We start from the raw sequence: 18,297 nt of genomic DNA, 5'->3' as shown, positions 1-18,297 counted from the left end.
TGAAAGCCACCATGCGCAGAAACTTCATTGGCGGCGCCCTCGCCGCCGCCCTGGTCCTGGCCGCCGGTCCGGTGCTCGCCCAGAAGGCCGCCGAGGCATGGCCCGCCCGGCCCATCAAGTGGATCGTGCCCTACCAGGCCGGCTCCGCGCCCGACGCTTCCGCCCGTGTCGTGGCCGAGGCAATGGCCGAGATCCTCCACCAGCCGGTCATCGTCGACAACAAGCCCGGTGCGGGCGGCAACGTCGGAACGCAAATGGCCGCGCACGCGCCCGCCGATGGCTACACCTGGCTCTTTGCCGGCTCGCCGACGGCGGCGGCCATGCGCATGTACAAGGCGCCGGGCTTCGATGCGCTGAAGGACTTCACGCATGTCTCGCTCATCAACATGGCCGAGGCGATGCTGGTGGTGCCGGCCGATTCCAGCATCCGCAGCGCCGGGGAACTGCTGGCCAGCCTGCGGCAGAACCCGGACAAGCTGAGCTACGGCTCGGGCGGCGTCGGCACCCCGTCGCACCTGGCCACCGAGTTGATGCTGAGCGCCAACGACGTGAAGGCGGTGCATGTGCCGTACAAGGGCGCGGCCTCGATCGTGGTGGCCACGATCGGGAAGGAAGTCGACTTCAGCCTGCCGCTGCTGTCCGTCGCCGCGCCGCAGGTGCAAGGCGGCAAGCTGCGCGCGCTGGCGGTGACCGGCGCCAAGCGCAGCCCCAAGCTGCCTGACGTGCCGACCATGGCCGAGGCCGGCCTGGGCCAGATCGTCATCGTGGCCTTTGGCGGCCTCTCGGTGCCCGTCGGAACGCCGGCCCCGATCGTGGCGCGCATCAATGCCGCGGTGCGCCAGGCGCTGGACCGGCCCGAGGTGCGCGGCAAGCTCGAAGCCGCGGGCGCGTCCAACGTCGCGGCCAGCACGCCGGAGCAGTTCACTGCCGCGATGAAGGCAGAGATCGCGACGACCGAACGCATGATGGTCGCGGCCAAGCTCGAAGTGCAGTAGGCGCCTCGACCTTGCGGCGCACGCCGCGTCCTCGTACCCGGCGGCGCCCCGGGCTCGACGGATCTTCAGGCGATTCATGCGGCGGCATGGCGGCGCGATGATGCAAACTCGAGCGGCGTCATTTCCATGCGTCCCCGCGCAGTCCCCGCATGAACGTCTTCGCCGACAACCCGTGGTTCAAGGCCCTGCCCCCGGCCGAGGCCGAGGCGTTGCTGGCCGCCACCACGCCGCGGCATCTCGCGGCGGGCGAATTCCTGTACCAGCAGGGCGACGCCGTGAATGCGTCCACGGGCGGCTTCTTCGGCCTGGTCAGCGGCCTGCTCAAGCTGTGCGTGCTGCACCCCGATGGCAACGAGGCGATCCTGACCATCATCGAGCCCGGCAACTGGATCGGCGAGGTGGCCGTGCTCGAAGGCGCGCCGCGGACCAACACGGCGATCGCCGCCATCGACACCGACGTGCTGGTCGTCAGCCCGGACAAGTTCAGCCAGCTGATGCAGCGCCCCGCCTTCAGTCAGGCGGTAGCCAGGCTGTTGGCGATGCGCGTGCGCCTGGCCTCGGGGCTCGTGGGCGATTCGGTGCTGCAGAGCACGCATGAACGCATCGTGCGCCGCCTGGTCCTGCTGGCGCACGGCGACATGACCGAGAGCACCGAGCTGCGCAGCGTGATCAGCACCTCGCAGGACACGCTGGCCATGATGCTGGGCATCAGCCGGCCCACGCTCAGCAAGGAACTGCAGGTGCTGGTGAAGCAGGGCGCCATCGCGGTGCGCTATGGGCGCATCGAGATCCTCGACATGGCTTTGCTGCAGCAGAGCGCACAGGTTTCCTCGCGCAAGGCCTGAAAGAGTAGCCCACCCCCGCAGCGCCTGCGGCACCTCTTCGAGGGGGCGCACCCAGCGGCCCGGCAAAGCCGGTTCCGCGGGTGCCCACGAACAGACATTGCCTGCACTGGCTTCATGCGTCGTGGGTCACGCGATCGCGGTTTGAACGCCGCGACCGCGCGGCAATTTCCTTGCGCTGATGGTTGGGCGAGGCCCTGACGCGCGCGCCCGGTGCTCTTTCCGCCCCATCTGTCCTACAACTTTTTTTACCCCGCCGCATCGCGAAAAAGAAGGGTTTACCCGTATGCAGGCGCACAGGGTCGACCCTAAACTTCGTCCTGTCGTTTCGCAAATAAAACACTGTTTCATTAGTAAAACACAAAGTCGACAGATTCGGAAGATTTCGGCCCACGCCCCAGCCCCGGATTTCCGCAGATCGGCACACAGCTCGCACTCTTTTTTCGCACAGGTCGCCAAACATGATGAAAGCATCCCGTCGCCAAGTCCTCGCGCTCGCACTGTCCGCCGCTGCGGCTGGTGCAGCTGCGCCGGCCGTGGCCCAGGGCTATCCCTCCAAGCCGATCACGCTGGTCGTGGCCTATCCGGCCGGCGGCGACACCGATGCACTGGCAAGGCTGTTCGGCGAAAAGCTGTCCAGCCGCCTCGGCCAGCCCGTGGTGGTCGACAACAAGCCCGGCGCCAGCGGTGTCATCGGCAGCAGCTTCGTGGCCCGCGCGCCCGCCGATGGCTACACGCTGCTGCTCGCGCCCAGCACCTTCTCGATCGCGCAGCTCGTGCTGAAGCCCGGCTCGGCGGGCTATGACGTGCTGAACGGCTTCACGCCGATCATCGAGACGGGCACGCTGCCGCTGGTCCTGGTCGCGAGTTCCGGCTCGGGCCTGAAGACTTTCAAGGACGTCGCTACCGCAGCTAAGTCCGGTCCGCTCTCCTATGCGAGCCCGGGCAGCGGCTCGCCGATGCACATCCTCGGCGAACTGGTGAACAAGGCCGCCGGCATCGACCTGCGCCACGTGCCCTATCGCGGCGTGGCGCCGGCCGTGAACGACGTGCTGGGCGGCCATGTGCCGCTCACCTACATCACGCTGGGGCCGGTTGCGCCCTACCTCCCGGCCGGCAAGATGGTCCCGCTGGCCGTGGCCGACAGCAAGCGCTCGCCGCTCGCGCCCAACGTCCCGACTTTCGAGGAGCTGGGCTACAAGGGCCTGCAGGTCGGCGCGTGGCATGGCCTGTTCGGCCCCAAGGGCATGCCGGTCGACATCGTGAAGACGCTGAACGCGCACTTCAACGAGATCCTGAAGATGCCCGACGTGGTGGCGCGCATGGAGACCCTCGGCGCGATCCCGCTGGGCGGCTCGCCGGAGACGCTCGCCAAGACCAACGCCGCCGACTTCGAACGTCTCGGCAAGGTCATCAAGGACCTCGGCATCCAGGCCGACTGAACCGCAACGCCTCCCAGCACGCAAGTACCCCATGACCGACATCAAAGCCGTCCCCAACCTCGACACCCTGCAGGCCCTGCTGGACGAGGTGCCCGCCAACCTGCTGGCCGGCCGCCGCGTGCTCGTCACCGGCGCCGCCCGCGGCCTGGGCCTGGCCTTCGCGAAGTGCATCGCCAAGGCCGGCGCCCGCGTGGTGCTGGCCGACATCCTGGCCGACCTGGCGCAGGCCGAGGCGCAGTCGCTGCGCGATGCCGGCTACAGCGCACATGGGCTGGCCGTGGACCTGTGCGACCCGCAATCGATCGAAGCTTGTGCCGCCGCCGCGGTCCAGGCGCTCGGCGGCCTCGACGGCCTCGTAAACAACGCTGCCATCACCAACTCTGGCGGCAAGGATGCGCATGCGCTGGACATCGCCACCTGGGACCGCGTGATGGACGTCAACGTGCGTGGCACCTGGCTCATGAGCCGCGCCTGCCAGCCGGCGCTGTCCGCGAGTGGCCGCGGCGCCGTCGTCAACCTCGCTTCCGACACCGCGCTCTGGGGCGCGCCGAACCTGCTCGCCTATGCCTCGAGCAAGGGCGCGGTCATCTCGATGACCCGTTCGCTGGCCCGCGAATGGGGTGGCGACGGCATCACCGTCAATGCCGTGGCGCCCGGCCTCACGCTGGTCGAGGCCACCGAATACGTGCCCATGGCGCGCCACCAGAAGTACCTGGAAGGCCGTGCCATTCCGCGCGAGCAGCAGGCGGCCGATGTCTGCGGCGCGCTGCTGTTCTCCCTCTCCGGCCTGTCGCGCTTCGTGACCGGCCAGTTGCTGGCCGTCAATGGCGGCTTTGTGATGAACTGATTTTTAGCCCAAGGAGTTTTCGATGAGCGATTTGTCCGAACAGAAGATAGTGGCCACCGGCAGCACGCTGGTGCAACCCGAAGGCACGAGCCTCGAAGCGTGGATGAACACCCGCATCGCGCGCTACTCGACCCGCAAGTACGACTGGGATGCGCTGAAGTTCCAGGCCGACTTCGACCCCAAGTTCCGCCGCGCACAGATGCGCTACGTGGGCACCGGCGGCACCGGCGTCGCCAAGGACGTCAACACTGTGCCGGCCGAGAACTTCACCTTCTCCACGATGGTGATCCCCGCCGGCCATGAAGGCCCGCCACACCTGCACACCGACGTGGAGGAAGTGTTCTTCCTGATCCGCGGCAAGCTCAAGGTCGTCATCGAGAAGGACGGCGAGCGCTTCGAGACCATCATGACCGACCGCGACCTGATCTCGGTGCCGCCGGGCGTCTATCGCGAGGAGATCAACATCGGTGACGAGGACGCGCTGATGTGCGTGATGCTCGGCGCGCAGAAGCCGGTCACGCCGACCTATCCGGCGGACCATCCGCTGGCGAAGATCAAGCGCTGAAAGAGGCCCGCGATGAACGACGCCACCGTGATCCCACACGCTGCCCTTGCGCCTTCGGAACTGGCACGCCTGGATGCGCGCTTTCCGGCGCGCAAGGTGCCGGTGCGCGGTGGCGCGGTCGTGAGCGTTCGCGAATGCGGCAGCGGCCCGGCCATCGTTTGCCTGCATGGCATTGGATCGGGTGCGGCGTCATGGCTGGAGACGGCCTTGCTGCTCGAAACCGATGCGCGCGTCATCGCATGGGATGCACCGGGCTATGGTGAATCGACGCCGGTGGCCTCGATGGTCCCGACAGCAGCGGACTATGCGGATCGCCTGCATGCGCTGGTCGATGCACTGGGGCTCGAATCCCTCGTGCTGGTCGGCCATTCGCTCGGCGCCATCACCGCGGGCTTCGCGTCACGCCCCGGCTCGCCCCTGGCCGCGCGCATCAGGCAACTGTTGCTCATCAGCCCCGCCAGCGGCTACGGCTCGCGCGCAGCGGACAGCGCCCGCGTTCGCCAGCAGCGCCTTGCCGCGCTGGACGACATCGGCATCGCCGGCATGGCCGCGCAGGGCGACCGTCGCCTGCTGTCTGCCCACGCCGACGACACGGCACGCCAATGGGTGCGCTGGAACATGGCGCGGCTGAACGATTCGGGCTACAGGCAGGCGGTCGAACTGCTGTGCGGCGGCGACCTGTTGGCCGACTTGCCGCCTGCGATGCCGGTGCGCGTGGCTTGCGGTGCGCTCGATATCGTCACCCCGCCGCAGGGCTGTGCCGAAGTCGCCGCCAAGTGCGGCGTGCCGCTCGAGCTGATCGCCGACGCTGGCCACGCCAGCTACGTCGAACAACCGCAACCCGTCGCCGCGCTGCTGCGCGACGTGCTCGCCGCTTGAACACGAACAACAAGAAGGAAACGACATGACCAACGATGCGATGGACGAAGGCTCGGACCGCTACAACGTGCCCGCGCTCGAACGCGGCCTGCGCGTGCTCTGCGAATTCAGCCGCGAGAACCGCACGCTCTCCGCGCCCGAACTCGCTCGGCGCTTCGACCTGCCGCGCTCGACAGTGTTCCGTCTTCTGACGACGCTGGAGAACATGGGCTTCGTCGAGAAGACCGACGGCGGGCGCGACTATCGCCTCGGCCTGGCGGTGCTGCGCCTGGGCTTCGAATACCTCAACTCGCTCGAACTCACGCAGCTTGGCATGCCCCTGCTGCAACGCCTGTCGGACGACCTGCGCACGCCGTGCAACCTGGTGGTGCGCGACGGCCGCTTCATCGTCTATGTGGCCAAGGTGGCGCCGCCTTCGCCTTTCATCAGCCAGGTCTCGGTGGGCACGCGCCTGCCCGCACATGCCACGGTCCTCGGCCGCATCCTGCTGGAAGACCTCACGCTGCCGCAACTGCGCGCGCTGTACCCGGAAGACAAGCTCGAGATCTTTTCCCCGAGCACGCCGAAGACGGTGAACGAACTCTTCGACATGGTGCAAGGCGACCGCCAGCGCGGCTATGTGTTGGGCGAAGGCTTCTTCGAAGCCAACATCTCCAGCGTGGCCGCGCCGGTGCGCGATCACACGGGGCACATCGTCGCGGCACTGGGCTCGACGATCACCTCCGACCACATCGACGAAAGCCGCATCGACGAGATGGTGCAACGCGTGCGCAGCACCGCCGACGACATCTCGGGCTTGCTGAACTATTCGCCCATGGCCGCGAACAAGGTGGTTTCGCTGCGTGGCGGCGACCGCGCCTGAGTCGACTCCAGAAACCTCGCAACATGACCTCGCCGCTCATCTCCTCCAGCTTCTTCTCGCCGCATGCACTCGCGGGCCGCGTGGCCGTGGTGACGGGCGGTTCGTCCGGCATCGGCCTGGCAACCGTCGAACTGCTGCTCGATTGCGGCGCCGCCGTCGCCCTGTGCGGCCGCAATGCGGAACGCCTCGACAGCGCCGTGGCCGGCCTGCGCGCGACGCGGCCGCAAGCGAAGATCTTCGCCCGCACCTGCGACGTGCTGGATGCCGGCGCGATGCGCAGCTTCGCGGCCCAGTGCGAAGCCGCGCTGGGCCCCGCATCCATGCTCATCAACAACGCAGGCCAAGGCCGCGTCTCCACCTTCGCCGACACCGACGACAAGGCCTGGACCGACGAGCTGCACCTGAAGTTCTTCTCCGTCATCCACCCGACGCGCGCCTTCCTGCCGCAGCTCACGGCGCAAAGCGCGGTGCTCGGCGATGCCGCCATCGTCTGCGCCAATTCGCTGCTCGCGCGCCAGCCCGAGCGGCACATGGTCGCGACCTCTGCCGCACGTGCCGGCCTGCTCAACCTGGTGCGCTCGCTGGCCACCGAATTCGCGCCGCAAGGCGTGCGCGTCAACGGCATCCTGATCGGGCTGATCGAGTCCGGCCAATGGCGCCGCCGCTTCGATGCGCGCGAGGACAAGTCGCTCGATTGGGCGGCCTGGAGCCAGCAGCTCGCGCACGACAAACACATTCCGCTGGGTCGCCTGGGGCTTCCGATCGAAGCCGCCCGCGCGATTCTTTTTCTTGCAACGCCTTTGTCCTCTTACACGACAGGCAGCCATCTCGACATTTCCGGAGGCCATTCCCGCCATGCCTGAATTGACCCACCCCCGTATCGGCGCACTTCGTGTCGCCGAGTACCCCCTCGAGGGGGCAACACCAGTGGCCCGGCAAAGCCGGTTCCACGGTGTTTCCCGCCTCGCGTGCGCCGGTGCTTGCGCATGCGCCTTCAAATTCATCTCGCTGGAGTTCTGATATGCAGACCAATGTCACCGTCGGCGCCGTCGTCGCGGCCTTCCTCGAACAGTGCGGCGTCAAGGCGGCGTTCGGTGTGATCTCGATCCACAACATGCCGATCCTCGATGCCTTCGCGCAGCGCGGCGCGATCCGCTTCATCTCGGCGCGTGGCGAGGCCGGCGCGGGGAACATGGCCGACGCCTATGCGCGCTCGACCGCCAGCCTGGGCGTGTGCATCACCAGCACCGGCCCGGCCGCGGGCAACATCGCCGGCAGCATGGTCGAGGCACTGACGGCCGGCGCGCCGCTGCTGCACATCACGGGCCAGATCGAGACGCCGTACCTCGACAAGGGCATGTCGTACATCCACGAGGCGCCGGACCAGCTCACCATGCTCAAGGCGGTGTCGAAGGCGGCCTTCCGCGTGCGCAGCGTGGAGACGGTGCTCGGCACGCTGAAGCGCGCGGTGCAGGTCGCGCTGACGGCGCCGACCGGCCCGGTGAGTGTCGAGATCCCGATCGACATCCAGTCGGCACTCACGACGATGCCGGCCGACCTGTCGCCGCTGCCGATCGACGCGGCCGTGCCGTCCGCTGCCGGGCTCGATGCGCTGGCTTCCCAACTCGCGAATGCCAAGCGCCCGATGCTGTGGGTCGGCGGCGGTGCGCGCCATGCCGGTGCGGCTATCCGCCGCCTGCAGAAGCTGGGCTTCGGCGTGGTCACGACCACGCAGGGGCGCGGCACGGTGCCGGAGGACGACGCTGGCTCGCTCGGCGCGTACAACATCCAGAAGCCGGTCGAGGCGCTCTACCAGAGCTGCGACGCGATGCTCGTGGTGGGCTCGCGCCTGCGCGGCAACGAGACGCTGAAGTACGAACTCAAGCTGCCGCGCCCGCTGTACCGCATCGATGCCGATGCCGCCGCGGAAGGCCGTGGCTATTCGACCGAAGCCTTCGTCTGCGGCGATTCCGAACTTGCGCTCAACGGCCTCGCAGACCGCCTCGAAGCCGCGAAGTACAAGGCCGACCCGGCGCTGCTGAAGGACCTGCGCGCCGCGCACGACCAGGCCGTCGCCACGCTGCGCGACGGACTCGGCCCGTATGCCGAACTCGTGAAGCAGATCCAGGCCATCGCTGGTCGCAGCTTCAACTGGGTGCGCGACGTGACCGTGTCGAACAGCACCTGGGGCAATCGGGAGCTGCGCGTGTTCGAACCCAGCGCGGGCGTGCATGCGACCGGCGGCGGCATCGGCCAGGGCATGCCCATGGCCATCGGCGCGGCGATCGGCGCGAGCGAGACCGCATCGGGCCGCAAGACCTTCTGCCTGGCCGGTGACGGCGGCTTCATCCTCAACCTGGGCGAGCTCGCCTGCATGGTGCAGGAGCGGGCCGACATGGTGATCGTGCTGATGAACGACAAGAGCTACGGCGTCATCAAGAACATCCAGGACGCGCAATACGGCGGCCGCCGCTGCTATGCCGAACTGCACACACCCGACTACGAACTGCTGTGCAAGTCGCTCGCGCTGCCGCATGCACGCGTGAAGAGCCTGGACGAGCTGCCGGGTCAACTGGCCAAGGCCGTCGGCACGACGGGCCCGTTCCTGCTCGAGATCGACATGCTCTCCATCGGCGGCTTCAAAGCCACCTTCGCAGGCCCGCCGACGAACACCGTCACGCAGATCCCCGCACTCGGCGCGGCTGCGGTCGCCGGCAAGTGAGCGCACGGCCATGATGCGCGTTGCACTCATCGGCTGCGGTGCGATCGGCACCTCGATGCTGGAACTGCTCAAGGGCGATGCGACCCTGGCGGTCGTGGCCATCGTCGTGCCGGAGGTCGGCTTGGCGGCTGCCCGCAAGGCGGTCGCTGATCTGGCGCCCGACGTCGAGATCGTGACGCGCGTGCCGCTGGCCGGCATCGACTTGGTCGTCGAGGCGGCCGGTCACGCCGCCATCGAGGAGCATGTGCTGCCGGCCCTGAAGCGCGGCACGCCGTGCATCGTGGCATCGGTCGGCGCGCTGTCGGCGGCGGGGCTCGCGGAACAACTCGAACGCGCAGCCAGCGAAGGCGGCACGCAGGTGCAGTTGATCGCTGGCGCGATCGGCGCCATCGACGCACTGGCTGCGGCCCGCGCCGGCGGCCTCGACGCCGTGCGCTACACCGGCCGCAAGCCGCCGCATGCCTGGACCGGCACGCCCGCCGAACAGGGCCGCGACCTCGCCACGCTGGCACTCGAAACCGTGATCTTCGAAGGCAGCGCCCGCGAGGCCGCATCGCTCTATCCGAAGAACGCGAACGTCGCGGCCACGGTGTCGCTGGCGGGCCTGGGCCTGGACCTCACCCGCGTGCGCCTGATCGCCGACCCGGCCGTCACCGAGAACGTGCATGTGGTCGAGGCCGAAGGCGCCTTCGGCAGTTTCGAACTGACCATGCGCAACAAGGCGCTGGCCGCCAACCCCAAGACCTCCGCACTCACCGTCTACAGCGCGGTGCGCGCGATGCGCAATCGCGTTGCGCACATGGCGATCTGAATCACCGGGACACCACGATGTTTTCTTCCGAACTCCTTCCCGTCAACATCGCAGGCGAATGGCGCCTCGGTGGCGGCGATGTCTACGAGAGCCTCTACCCGGCCACGGCCGAGCCGATCGCGCGCCTCAATGCCGTGAGCCTGGCCGACGTCAATGAAGCCATTGAGCGCGCGCACCATGCCTTCCTCACCAGCGGCTGGGCGCAGAAGCTGCCGCACGAGCGCGCCGCGGTGCTGCATCGCGTGGCATACCTCATCCGCGAGAACAGTGAGACGCTGGCGCAGAAGCAGCGCCTGGACAACGGCAAGCCCATCAACGAAACGCGCGCCTTGGTGGCGAGCGCGGCCGGCACCTTCCAGTTCTTCGCAGCCGCGCTGGAAACGCTCGAAGAAAGCATCACGCCCTCGCGCGGCCCCTTCGTCACGATGAGCGTGCACGAGCCCATGGGCGTGGTCGCCGCGATCACGCCGTGGAACTCGCCGATCGCGAGCGAAGCGCAGAAGCTGGCACCGGCGCTGGCAGCAGGCAACGCGGTCGTCGTCAAGCCTGCGGAAGTCACGCCCCTGATGGCGCTGGAACTGGCCCGCATCTGCGAAGAGGCCGGCGTGCCCAAGGGCATCGTCAGCGTGCTGCCGGGCAAGGGCTCGGTCATCGGCGATGCGATCACCAAGCATCCGCTGGTCAAGCGCGTGTCCTTCACCGGTGGCACGACCACGGGCAAGCACATCGCGCACATCGCGGCCGACAAGATGATGCCGGTCTCGCTGGAACTCGGCGGCAAGTCGGCGACCATGGTGCTCGAAGACGCCGATCTCGACCATGCGGTGAGCGGCGTGCTCTACGGCATCTTCAGTTCGTCGGGCGAATCGTGTATCGCGGGCTCGCGCCTTTTTGTCGCGCGCTCGATCTACGACGAGTTCGTCACGCGGCTGGCCGAATTCGCGAACGCATTGCGCGTGGGCGACCCGGCCTCGGAGCAAACGCAGATGGGCCCGCTGATCACGGCCAAGCATCGCGAAAGCATCGAGCGCTATGTGGCGCTGGGTGTGTCCGAAGGCGCGCACATCCGCACCGGCGGCGTGCGCCCGCACGGCGATGGCCTCGACAAGGGCTACTTCTACACGCCGACCATCCTGGAAGGCCTGACCAACAGCGCCCGCACCACGCAGGAAGAGATCTTCGGCCCGGTGCTGGTGGCGATGCCCTTCGACAGCGAGGAAGCGCTGATCGAACAGGCCAACGACAGCATCTACGCGCTGGCTGCCGGCGTCTGGAGCCGTGACTTCAAGCACGCCTGGCGCATCGGCCGCGCGGTGCAGGCCGGCACGGTCTGGGTCAACACCTACAAGCAGTTCTCGGTGTCCACGCCCTTCGGCGGCTGGCGCGACAGCGGCCTGGGTCGCGAAAAGGGCCGCGAAGGGATCTTCCAGTACATGGAGCAGAAGAGCATGTACTGGGGCACGAACGAGCAACCGCTGCCGTGGGCCGGCGTGACCCATCGCGCATGGAGCAATTGAAATGAGCGTCCTTGGAATCGACCAGATCACCTACGTGTCGGACGACCTGCCGACGTGCAGGACCTTCTTCGCCGACTGGGGCCTGACCCTGAAGTCCGAAGCCGCCGACGTGCTGAACTTCGAATGCCTCAACGGCTGCCGCGTCGTCGTCGCCTCGCTCGACAAGCCGGGCCTGCCGCCCGCCATGGAAGGGGGGCCGACCTTGCGCGAAGTCGTGTGGGGCGTGGAAAGCAATGAGGACCTCGACCGTTACGCCGCCGCCATCGCGAAGGCGCCGGGCTTCTTCGATGAAAGCGTGGAGGGCGCACGCCGCATCGGCTGCATAGACCCGAACGGCCTCGCGGTTCGATTGCAGGTCTCGCGCAAGCACGCCATCGACATCGACTGCGGCGCGATGAACACCTGGAACAGCAAGGCGCGCATCAACCAGCCTGCGCCCATCTACGAACGCGCCACGCCCATCGAAGTCGGCCACGTCGTGTTCTTCGTGACGGACGTGCTGGCGACCAGCGCCTTCTACCGCGACAACTTCGGCTTCGTGTCCTCCGACAGCTATCCCAACCGCGGCGCCTTCATGCGCTGCGCACCGGACGGTGGCCACCACGACCTGTTCCTGCTCCAACTGCCTTCGGGCAAGCGCGGCCTGAACCATGTGGCCTTCACCGTGCGCGACATCCATGAAGTGTTCGGCGGTGGCCTGCACTTCTCGCGCCGCGGCTGGGAAACGCAACTGGGCCCGGGTCGCCATCCGGTGTCGTCCGCCTACTTCTGGTACTTCAAGAACCCGGCCGGCGGCCTCATCGAGTACTACGCCGATGAAGACCAGCTCACGGCCGATTGGCAGCCGCGCGAGTTCGAACCCGGTCCGACCGTGTTCGCCGAATGGGCCGTCGATGGCGGGCTCGATGGCAACACGCGCCGTCAGAAGAACGTCGAAGGCCCGCAGGGCAAGTTCCTGACCGAAAAGAAATGAAGCACGCGACCATGAACCGCCGCATCCTCATCGCCGCCCTGATCGCCTTCGCCGCCTTGGGCACTGCCCATGCGCAGACGACCGACGTGCAGAAGCAACTCGCCGCCGACCGCTTCACCATCGTCTCGCCCTTCCCGCCAGGCGGGCCGGTCGACACGTTGGCCCGCATCCTGTCCGACGGCCTCGCCAAGCGCTACAGCCAACCGGCCATCGTGGACAACGTGGCGGGCGCGGCCGGCAACATCGGCATCGAGAAGGTCAAGCGCGCCAAGGCCGACGGCCACACGCTGCTCGTGGTGCCGGCCGGCAACCTCACGATCAACCCGACCTTGATGCCGAACTTCCCGTTCAACATCGAGAAGGACTTCGCGCCCGTCACCATGCTCGCCAAGGCGCCCAACGTGCTGGTGGCCGCGCCCAACGCGGGCATCAAGAGCGCGAAGGAACTCGTCGCGATGGCCAAGGCCAAGCCCGGCACGTTGTCCTATGCCTCGCCGGGCGTCGGCAGCGGCCTGCACCTCGCGGGCGAGCTGTTCAAGCAGCAGGCCGGTGTCGATCTGCTGCACGTTCCGTACAAGGGCACGGCACCCGCCATCAACGACGTGATGGGCGGCTCGGTGCCGCTGATGTTCAGCAACCTGCCGGGCACGCTGCCCTTCATCCGCAGCGGCAAGCTGGTCGCGCTCGGCATCACCGAAGCCAAGCGCAGCCCCGTCGCACCCGAGATCCCGACGCTCGCCGAGCAGGGCATCCAGGGCGTGAACGTGACCTCGTGGTACGGCCTGCTGGCACCGGCAGGAACACCGCCCGCCGTGGTCGAACAACTCGCCAAGGACGCCGCCGCGATCCTGGCCCAAGCCGACGTCGCCGAACGCCTCAAGGCGCAAGGCATGACCGAGGCCACGATGAAGCCCGCCGAATTCGCCACTGCCATGCGCGACGAGACCGCAGTGTGGGCGCGAATCATCAAGGCCCGGAACATCGTCGCCGAATAACACAAGAGACAAACCCCACCACCTCACTCGATGGAGCGAACCATGACCGACCGTTATCTCGATCCCCACCAGGCGCGCACGCGCACCCCCACCACCTACGAAGACCTGCTGGGCGACGCGATCGAACGCGCCTTTGCCGCGGGTGTGCACGACCTTCCCGGCCTGGTCGAGCGACTCAACGACAGCGGCCTGGCCAGCCCCAGTGGCAAGGCCTGGACCGAGGCCATCTACCGTGAAGAAATCGCCGTGCTCGGCGCCTGAGGAGACAACAACCATGACCACCATCCCCATCACCCCGGTCGACCAGCTGCTCGAGATCGGCCTGAAGGACCTCTGGTACCCGATCTGCCCGACGAGCTTCATCAAGGAGTCGCCCGTTTCACTGCGCCGCCTCGGCCGCAAGTTCGCCTTCTGGCGCGACCACAGCGGCAAGCTGCATGCGCTGGAAGATCGCTGCCCGCACCGCGGTGCGCCGCTGTCGCAGGGCGTGATCCTCGGCGACCGCCTCTCCTGCCCGTACCACGGCGTCGAAGTGCGCTGTGACGGCGTCGTCACGCGCGTGCCCGGCAGCCCGGGTTGCAAGCTCGAAGGCGCGCAGGCCACGCGCTTCTTCCACGTGGAAGAAAGGGCCGGCGCCGTCTGGCTCTACAACTCGAAGGAATCGGTCGACACGCCGCCGCCGCTGGTGCTGCCCGAGCAGCTCACCGACGACGCCGAATACTCCAGCTTCCTCTGCTATGCCGAGTGGAAGGGCGACTACCGCTATGTGCTCGACAACGTGATGGACCCGATGCACGGCACCTTCCTGCACAAGCAGTCGCACTCGATGGCCGAGGGCGATTCGACGGCCAAGTTCGGCATCCGCGCGACCGACACCGGCTTCGTGTTCGAGAAGGAAGGCCAGCGCAACGTCAACTTCGACTGGACCGAATGGGCCGACACCGGCGTGCACTGGATGCGCCTGGAGATCCCGTATCCGAAGACCGGCGGCCCCGGCGGCAACTTCATCATCGTCGGCAGCTACACGCCGATCTCGCCCACGCTCTCCTGCGCCTTCCACTGGCGCGTGCGAAAGCTGGCGCCGGGCTGGCAGCGCGACACCTGGCGCTTCCTCTACAAGAACCGCCTGGAGGCACGCCACTGGCATGTGCTGGAGCAGGACCGCGTGCTGATCGAGAACATGGAGCCCGATGCCAACCAGCACGAGCAGCTCTACCAGCACGACCTGGGCGTGGTGCGCCTGCGCCGCCACCTGCGCGGCCTGGCCACGCAACAGTTGGAAGCGTCGGAGCCGGCCCTGGCCACGGCCTGAGCGCACAGCCGACGACACCGCTTCCGCGAACCCCCTTCCTTCGAGGTCTTCCGCCATGTCTTCTCCCACGCTGAACGCCCTTGTGCACACGATGCGCTACGAGGCAGACGGCATCGTCAGCGTCGAGTTCCGCCCGGCTTCGTCGGAAGTGGATTTCCCCGCCTTCGAGGCCGGGTCGCACATCGACCTGCACCTGCCCAACGGACTGGTGCGCAGCTACTCGCTGTGCAATCCGTCGACCGACCGCCAGCGCTATGTCGTCGGCGTGCTGAACGATCGCAAGAGCCGTGGCGGCTCGCGCTACGTGCACCAGCAACTGCGCGTGGGCATGACGCTGCCGATCTCGGTGCCGCGCAACAACTTCAAGTTGCAGGAGGAGGCGGGCCGCTCGGTGCTCGTGTCCGGCGGCATCGGCGTGACGCCGATCTGGTGCATGCTGCAGCGCCTGGTCGCGATCGGCCGGCCGGTGGAACTCATCTACTGCGCGCGGGCCCGCAAGGAAGCCGCGTTCTGCGAAGCCATCGCGGCATTGGCGGCGGAGAAGGGCGTCACGCTCACCTGGCACTTCGACGAGGAAAAGGGCGCGCCGCCCGACCTCGCCGCGCTGCTCGCCGACAAGGGCGCAGACAGCCACTACTACTGCTGCGGCCCCACGCCGATGCTCGACAACTTCGAGAAGACGTGTGAAAAGCTCGGCTATGCCAACGCCCACATCGAGCGCTTCGCGGCCGTGCATGTGGAGACGCCGAGCGCGACCGAGAGCTACGTGGTCGAGTGCGCGAAGAGCAAGAAGAGCGTCGAAGTGCCACCGGGCAAATCGATCCTCGACAGCCTGATCGACGCCGGCCTCAACCCCGACCACAGCTGCAAGGAAGGCGTCTGCGGCGCCTGCGAAACCCGGGTGCTGTCGGGCGAGGTCGATCATCACGACGGCATCCTCACCAAGGCCGAACGGGCGGCCAACAAGACCATGATGATTTGCGTCTCGCGCTGCCAGCGTGGCCCCTTGGTACTGGACATCTGAGTCCGCGTCCCCTTCCCAGGAACTGAAAGAAAACATGAAGAAGATTTGTGCGGCTGCGGCCGCAGGCCTTGTCACGTCTGTTGCCTGCGCGCAGTCGAGCCTGACGATGTTCGGCGTGGTCGATGCCGCCGTCACCTACACGACCGGATCGGGACCGGCCTCCACGAGCAGGTGGCAGCTGACCAACAGCGCCAACTCGTTCAGCCGGCTGGGCTTTCGCGGTAACGAAGACCTGGGCGGCGGCCTGTCGGCCGGGTTCTGGCTGGAGGAGGGTTTGATGAACGACACCGGCACCGGCTTTCCGAGCAACACCAACAACCAGCTGAACGGCACCGCCGGCCTGGGCACCCAGACCTTCAACCGTCGCTCGACTGTCAGTCTCACCAGCAGCACGCTGGGTGAACTGCGCCTGGGCCGCGACTACACGCCGACCTTCTGGAACACCGCGCTCTTCGACCCCTTCGGCACCGGCAGCGGCATCGGCGCGAACCAGCTCTACTTCTCCGGCCTCGGCGGCCTGCAGGCGCCGACCGGCACCCGGGCATCCAACAGCATCGGCTACTTCCTGCCGGCCAACCTCGGTGGTTTCTACGGCAGCGTGATGTACGCGATGGGTGAGAACATCTCGAACTCGACGCTGCCCGCAACGCCGGGCGCCCTTCCGGTGCCCAACAAGAACGACGGCCGCTACGGCGGCATTCGATTGGGCTACCAGTCGGGCCCGTTCCATGTCTCCATCGCCACCGGCCTCACGACCTACGCGACGGGCGACCTGCGCGTCTCCAACCTGGGCGCGTCCTGGACATTCGAGCAACTCATGGGCCTGCGCGTCATGGGCGAGTACTACGTCGAGTCGCTGGGCGCCGTCGATGGCAAGGGGGCGCTGCTGGGCTTCATCCTGCCGGTCGGACCCGGCGAGATCAAGGCCTCGTATGCGCGCTACGTGCGACAGCCGGTGGGCAACGTGCCGGACCCGACGACGTCCAAGCTCGCGCTCGGCTACGTCTACAACTTCTCCAAGCGCACGGCGGTCTACGCCACCGTCGCACGGCTGACCAACAGCAATGGCGCCAGCCAGGCATTGACCGGCGTCACGACCTCACCGAACCACGCGTCCACCGGCGGCGAGACCGGCGTGCGCGTCGCCTTCTAAGCATCCAAGGAGCACAGCCATGCAGGCCAGGACATTCCGCTGGTACGGCGTCATCACGCTGTTCATCATCGTCGCCATTTCCTACATCGACCGGATCAACATCGCGGTGCTGATCACCGACCCGGGCTTCCTCGCGCACATCGGCATCGAGAAATCGGACCGCGTGAGCCAGGGCCTGCTGGCCACCGCCTTCATGGTCGGCTATGGCGTGTCGGCCTTCGTGCTGACGCCGTTCTGCGCGGCGCTGTTCGGCGTGCGCAGGAGCCTGGTGTACGGGCTCATCCTCTGGGGTGTCGTCACCTTCATGACGCCGTGGTTCGACGGCTACGGGCTGGTGCTGGCCTCGCGCATCCTGCTGGGGGTGTCGGAAGGCCCGCTGTTCTCGCTGGCCTCCTCGTACATCAAGGCCCACTATGAAAGCCGCGAGAACGGCAAGCCCAATTCCTTCGTGAACATGGGCACCGGCCTGGGCCTGGCGGTGGGCTATCCGTTCATCGGCTACCTGCTCGCCAGCTACCACTGGGAGACCTCCTTCTACGTGCTCGGCCTGATCAACATCGCGGTCGGCATTCCGCTGGTGCTGGCCTTCGTGCACATGCCGGCGAGCTATGCGGCCATGAAGAAGCCCGAGTCGATCGGCGCGGCCTTCTCGCAGGTCGGCGACATCGTGAAGGGCGCGCTGCACACGCGCTACCTGGTCCTCATCACCCTGCTGACGGCGGCGGCGCTGGCCTATCTCTGGGGCAGCAGCAACTGGCTGCCGACCTACCTGAAGGAGGCGCGCGGCTTCTCGCTCAAGGAGATGGGCTGGCTGGCCTCGCTGCCGCAATATGCGACGGTGCTCGCGGTGCTGCTCGGCGGCGTGGTCATTGACAAGATCGAGCGCCGGCACGTGCCCTTCATCTTCATGGCGGCAAGCGCGGGCGTGGCCTTGTCGGTGTTGCTGGCGATCAACGTGCACGACCCGTACACGGCCGCCTACAGCCTGATCGCGGCCAACTTCTTCTGGGGCCTGATGAGCCCGGCCATTCCCAGCACGGTGCAGTACTGTTCGCGGCCGGAGCACGTGGCCAGCGCTTTCGGCGTGGTGAATGGCACGGGCAGCCTGGTGGCAGGTTTCATGCCGGCACTCATGGGCGGCGTCATCAGCGCGATGTCGACGGGCGCGGGCGCGACGGCGGGGTCCGGGTTCTTCGCGGGCTTCGCGTTGCTGATCGGCACGCAGGTCGTGGTGTTCGCCTGCGGCTTCGTGTTGTGGGTGCGCGAGCGCCATGCCGAGACGGCCGGCATGCGCGTCAACCTCGCCTGACTGCACGCGCCTCGGCCTCGTGTGTCGCGAAAGTCGCGCGGCATGATGT

General features: G+C 67.4%; 18 protein-coding genes. All 18 read left to right on the top strand.

Annotated features, from left to right (window positions below; translation table 11 throughout):
• Nucleotides 1-11 precede the first annotated feature (11 nt).
• The 18 genes from WKW79_RS25390 (at nucleotide 12) to WKW79_RS25305 (ending at nucleotide 18,248) form a co-directional block, all read left to right on the top strand.
• Nucleotides 12-995, top strand: coding sequence for a Bug family tripartite tricarboxylate transporter substrate binding protein (locus tag WKW79_RS25390; RefSeq protein ID WP_340337996.1), 984 nt, complete (start codon nucleotides 12-14; stop codon nucleotides 993-995).
• 149 nt (nucleotides 996-1,144) lie between these two features.
• A complete protein-coding gene (locus tag WKW79_RS25385) occupies nucleotides 1,145-1,840 on the top strand; it encodes a Crp/Fnr family transcriptional regulator (protein ID WP_340337995.1) in 696 nt (231 codons plus the stop codon).
• A 461-nt stretch (nucleotides 1,841-2,301) separates the two neighbouring features.
• Nucleotides 2,302-3,279, top strand: coding sequence for a Bug family tripartite tricarboxylate transporter substrate binding protein (locus WKW79_RS25380; protein ID WP_340338058.1), 978 nt, complete (start codon nucleotides 2,302-2,304; stop codon nucleotides 3,277-3,279).
• 31 nt (nucleotides 3,280-3,310) lie between these two features.
• On the top strand, nucleotides 3,311-4,126 hold the full coding sequence (locus WKW79_RS25375) for an SDR family oxidoreductase (protein ID WP_340337994.1): 816 nt from the start codon (nucleotides 3,311-3,313) through the stop codon (nucleotides 4,124-4,126).
• A 22-nt stretch (nucleotides 4,127-4,148) separates the two neighbouring features.
• Nucleotides 4,149-4,691 carry a cupin domain-containing protein gene (locus tag WKW79_RS25370; RefSeq protein WP_340337993.1) on the top strand — a complete coding sequence of 181 codons (543 nt, stop codon included), beginning with the start codon at nucleotides 4,149-4,151 and terminating at the stop codon, nucleotides 4,689-4,691.
• Between the two features lie 12 nt (nucleotides 4,692-4,703).
• Nucleotides 4,704-5,570: an alpha/beta fold hydrolase gene (locus tag WKW79_RS25365; protein WP_340337992.1), complete on the top strand. Its 867-nt coding sequence runs from the start codon at nucleotides 4,704-4,706 to the stop codon at nucleotides 5,568-5,570.
• Between the two features lie 25 nt (nucleotides 5,571-5,595).
• Complete coding sequence (locus WKW79_RS25360) at nucleotides 5,596-6,432, top strand: IclR family transcriptional regulator (RefSeq protein ID WP_340337991.1); 837 nt, start codon at nucleotides 5,596-5,598, stop codon at nucleotides 6,430-6,432.
• 23 nt (nucleotides 6,433-6,455) lie between these two features.
• A complete protein-coding gene (locus tag WKW79_RS25355; RefSeq protein ID WP_340337990.1) occupies nucleotides 6,456-7,295 on the top strand; it encodes an SDR family oxidoreductase in 840 nt (279 codons plus the stop codon).
• Between the two features lie 158 nt (nucleotides 7,296-7,453).
• Nucleotides 7,454-9,154 (top strand): thiamine pyrophosphate-binding protein, encoded by a 1,701-nt coding sequence (locus WKW79_RS25350; protein ID WP_340337989.1) that lies wholly within the window; start codon nucleotides 7,454-7,456, stop codon nucleotides 9,152-9,154.
• Between the two features lie 10 nt (nucleotides 9,155-9,164).
• Nucleotides 9,165-9,965 (top strand): aspartate dehydrogenase, encoded by an 801-nt coding sequence (locus WKW79_RS25345; RefSeq protein ID WP_340337988.1) that lies wholly within the window; start codon nucleotides 9,165-9,167, stop codon nucleotides 9,963-9,965.
• A gap of 17 nt (nucleotides 9,966-9,982) precedes the next feature.
• Nucleotides 9,983-11,482: an aldehyde dehydrogenase gene (locus WKW79_RS25340; protein WP_340337987.1), complete on the top strand. Its 1,500-nt coding sequence runs from the start codon at nucleotides 9,983-9,985 to the stop codon at nucleotides 11,480-11,482.
• Nucleotide 11,483: 1 nt separating this feature from the next.
• The gene (locus WKW79_RS25335) at nucleotides 11,484-12,455 is read left to right on the top strand and encodes a VOC family protein (protein WP_340337986.1); all 972 of its coding nucleotides are present in this window, start codon (nucleotides 11,484-11,486) and stop codon (nucleotides 12,453-12,455) included.
• Nucleotides 12,456-12,466: 11 nt separating this feature from the next.
• Nucleotides 12,467-13,450, top strand: coding sequence for a Bug family tripartite tricarboxylate transporter substrate binding protein (locus WKW79_RS25330; protein WP_340337985.1), 984 nt, complete (start codon nucleotides 12,467-12,469; stop codon nucleotides 13,448-13,450).
• Nucleotides 13,451-13,492: 42 nt separating this feature from the next.
• The gene (locus WKW79_RS25325; protein WP_340337984.1) at nucleotides 13,493-13,711 is read left to right on the top strand and encodes a recombinase-like helix-turn-helix domain-containing protein; all 219 of its coding nucleotides are present in this window, start codon (nucleotides 13,493-13,495) and stop codon (nucleotides 13,709-13,711) included.
• Between the two features lie 13 nt (nucleotides 13,712-13,724).
• A complete protein-coding gene (locus tag WKW79_RS25320; RefSeq protein WP_340337983.1) occupies nucleotides 13,725-14,762 on the top strand; it encodes a Rieske 2Fe-2S domain-containing protein in 1,038 nt (345 codons plus the stop codon).
• Nucleotides 14,763-14,817: 55 nt separating this feature from the next.
• Complete coding sequence (locus WKW79_RS25315) at nucleotides 14,818-15,786, top strand: PDR/VanB family oxidoreductase (RefSeq protein ID WP_340337982.1); 969 nt, start codon at nucleotides 14,818-14,820, stop codon at nucleotides 15,784-15,786.
• Between the two features lie 34 nt (nucleotides 15,787-15,820).
• Entirely contained in the window at nucleotides 15,821-16,939 is a 1,119-nt protein-coding gene (locus tag WKW79_RS25310) for a porin (RefSeq protein ID WP_340337981.1), read from the top strand.
• A 19-nt stretch (nucleotides 16,940-16,958) separates the two neighbouring features.
• Entirely contained in the window at nucleotides 16,959-18,248 is a 1,290-nt protein-coding gene (locus WKW79_RS25305) for an MFS transporter (protein WP_340337980.1), read from the top strand.
• The last annotated feature ends 49 nt before the right edge of the window (nucleotides 18,249-18,297 follow it).

Source organism: Variovorax robiniae, assembly GCF_037889955.1.
In the GTDB taxonomy this organism is placed as follows: Bacteria; Pseudomonadota; Gammaproteobacteria; order Burkholderiales; family Burkholderiaceae_C; genus Variovorax; species Variovorax robiniae.
Note: the sequence above shows the minus strand (reverse complement) of the source record. Positions and strands in the feature narration are given on the sequence as shown.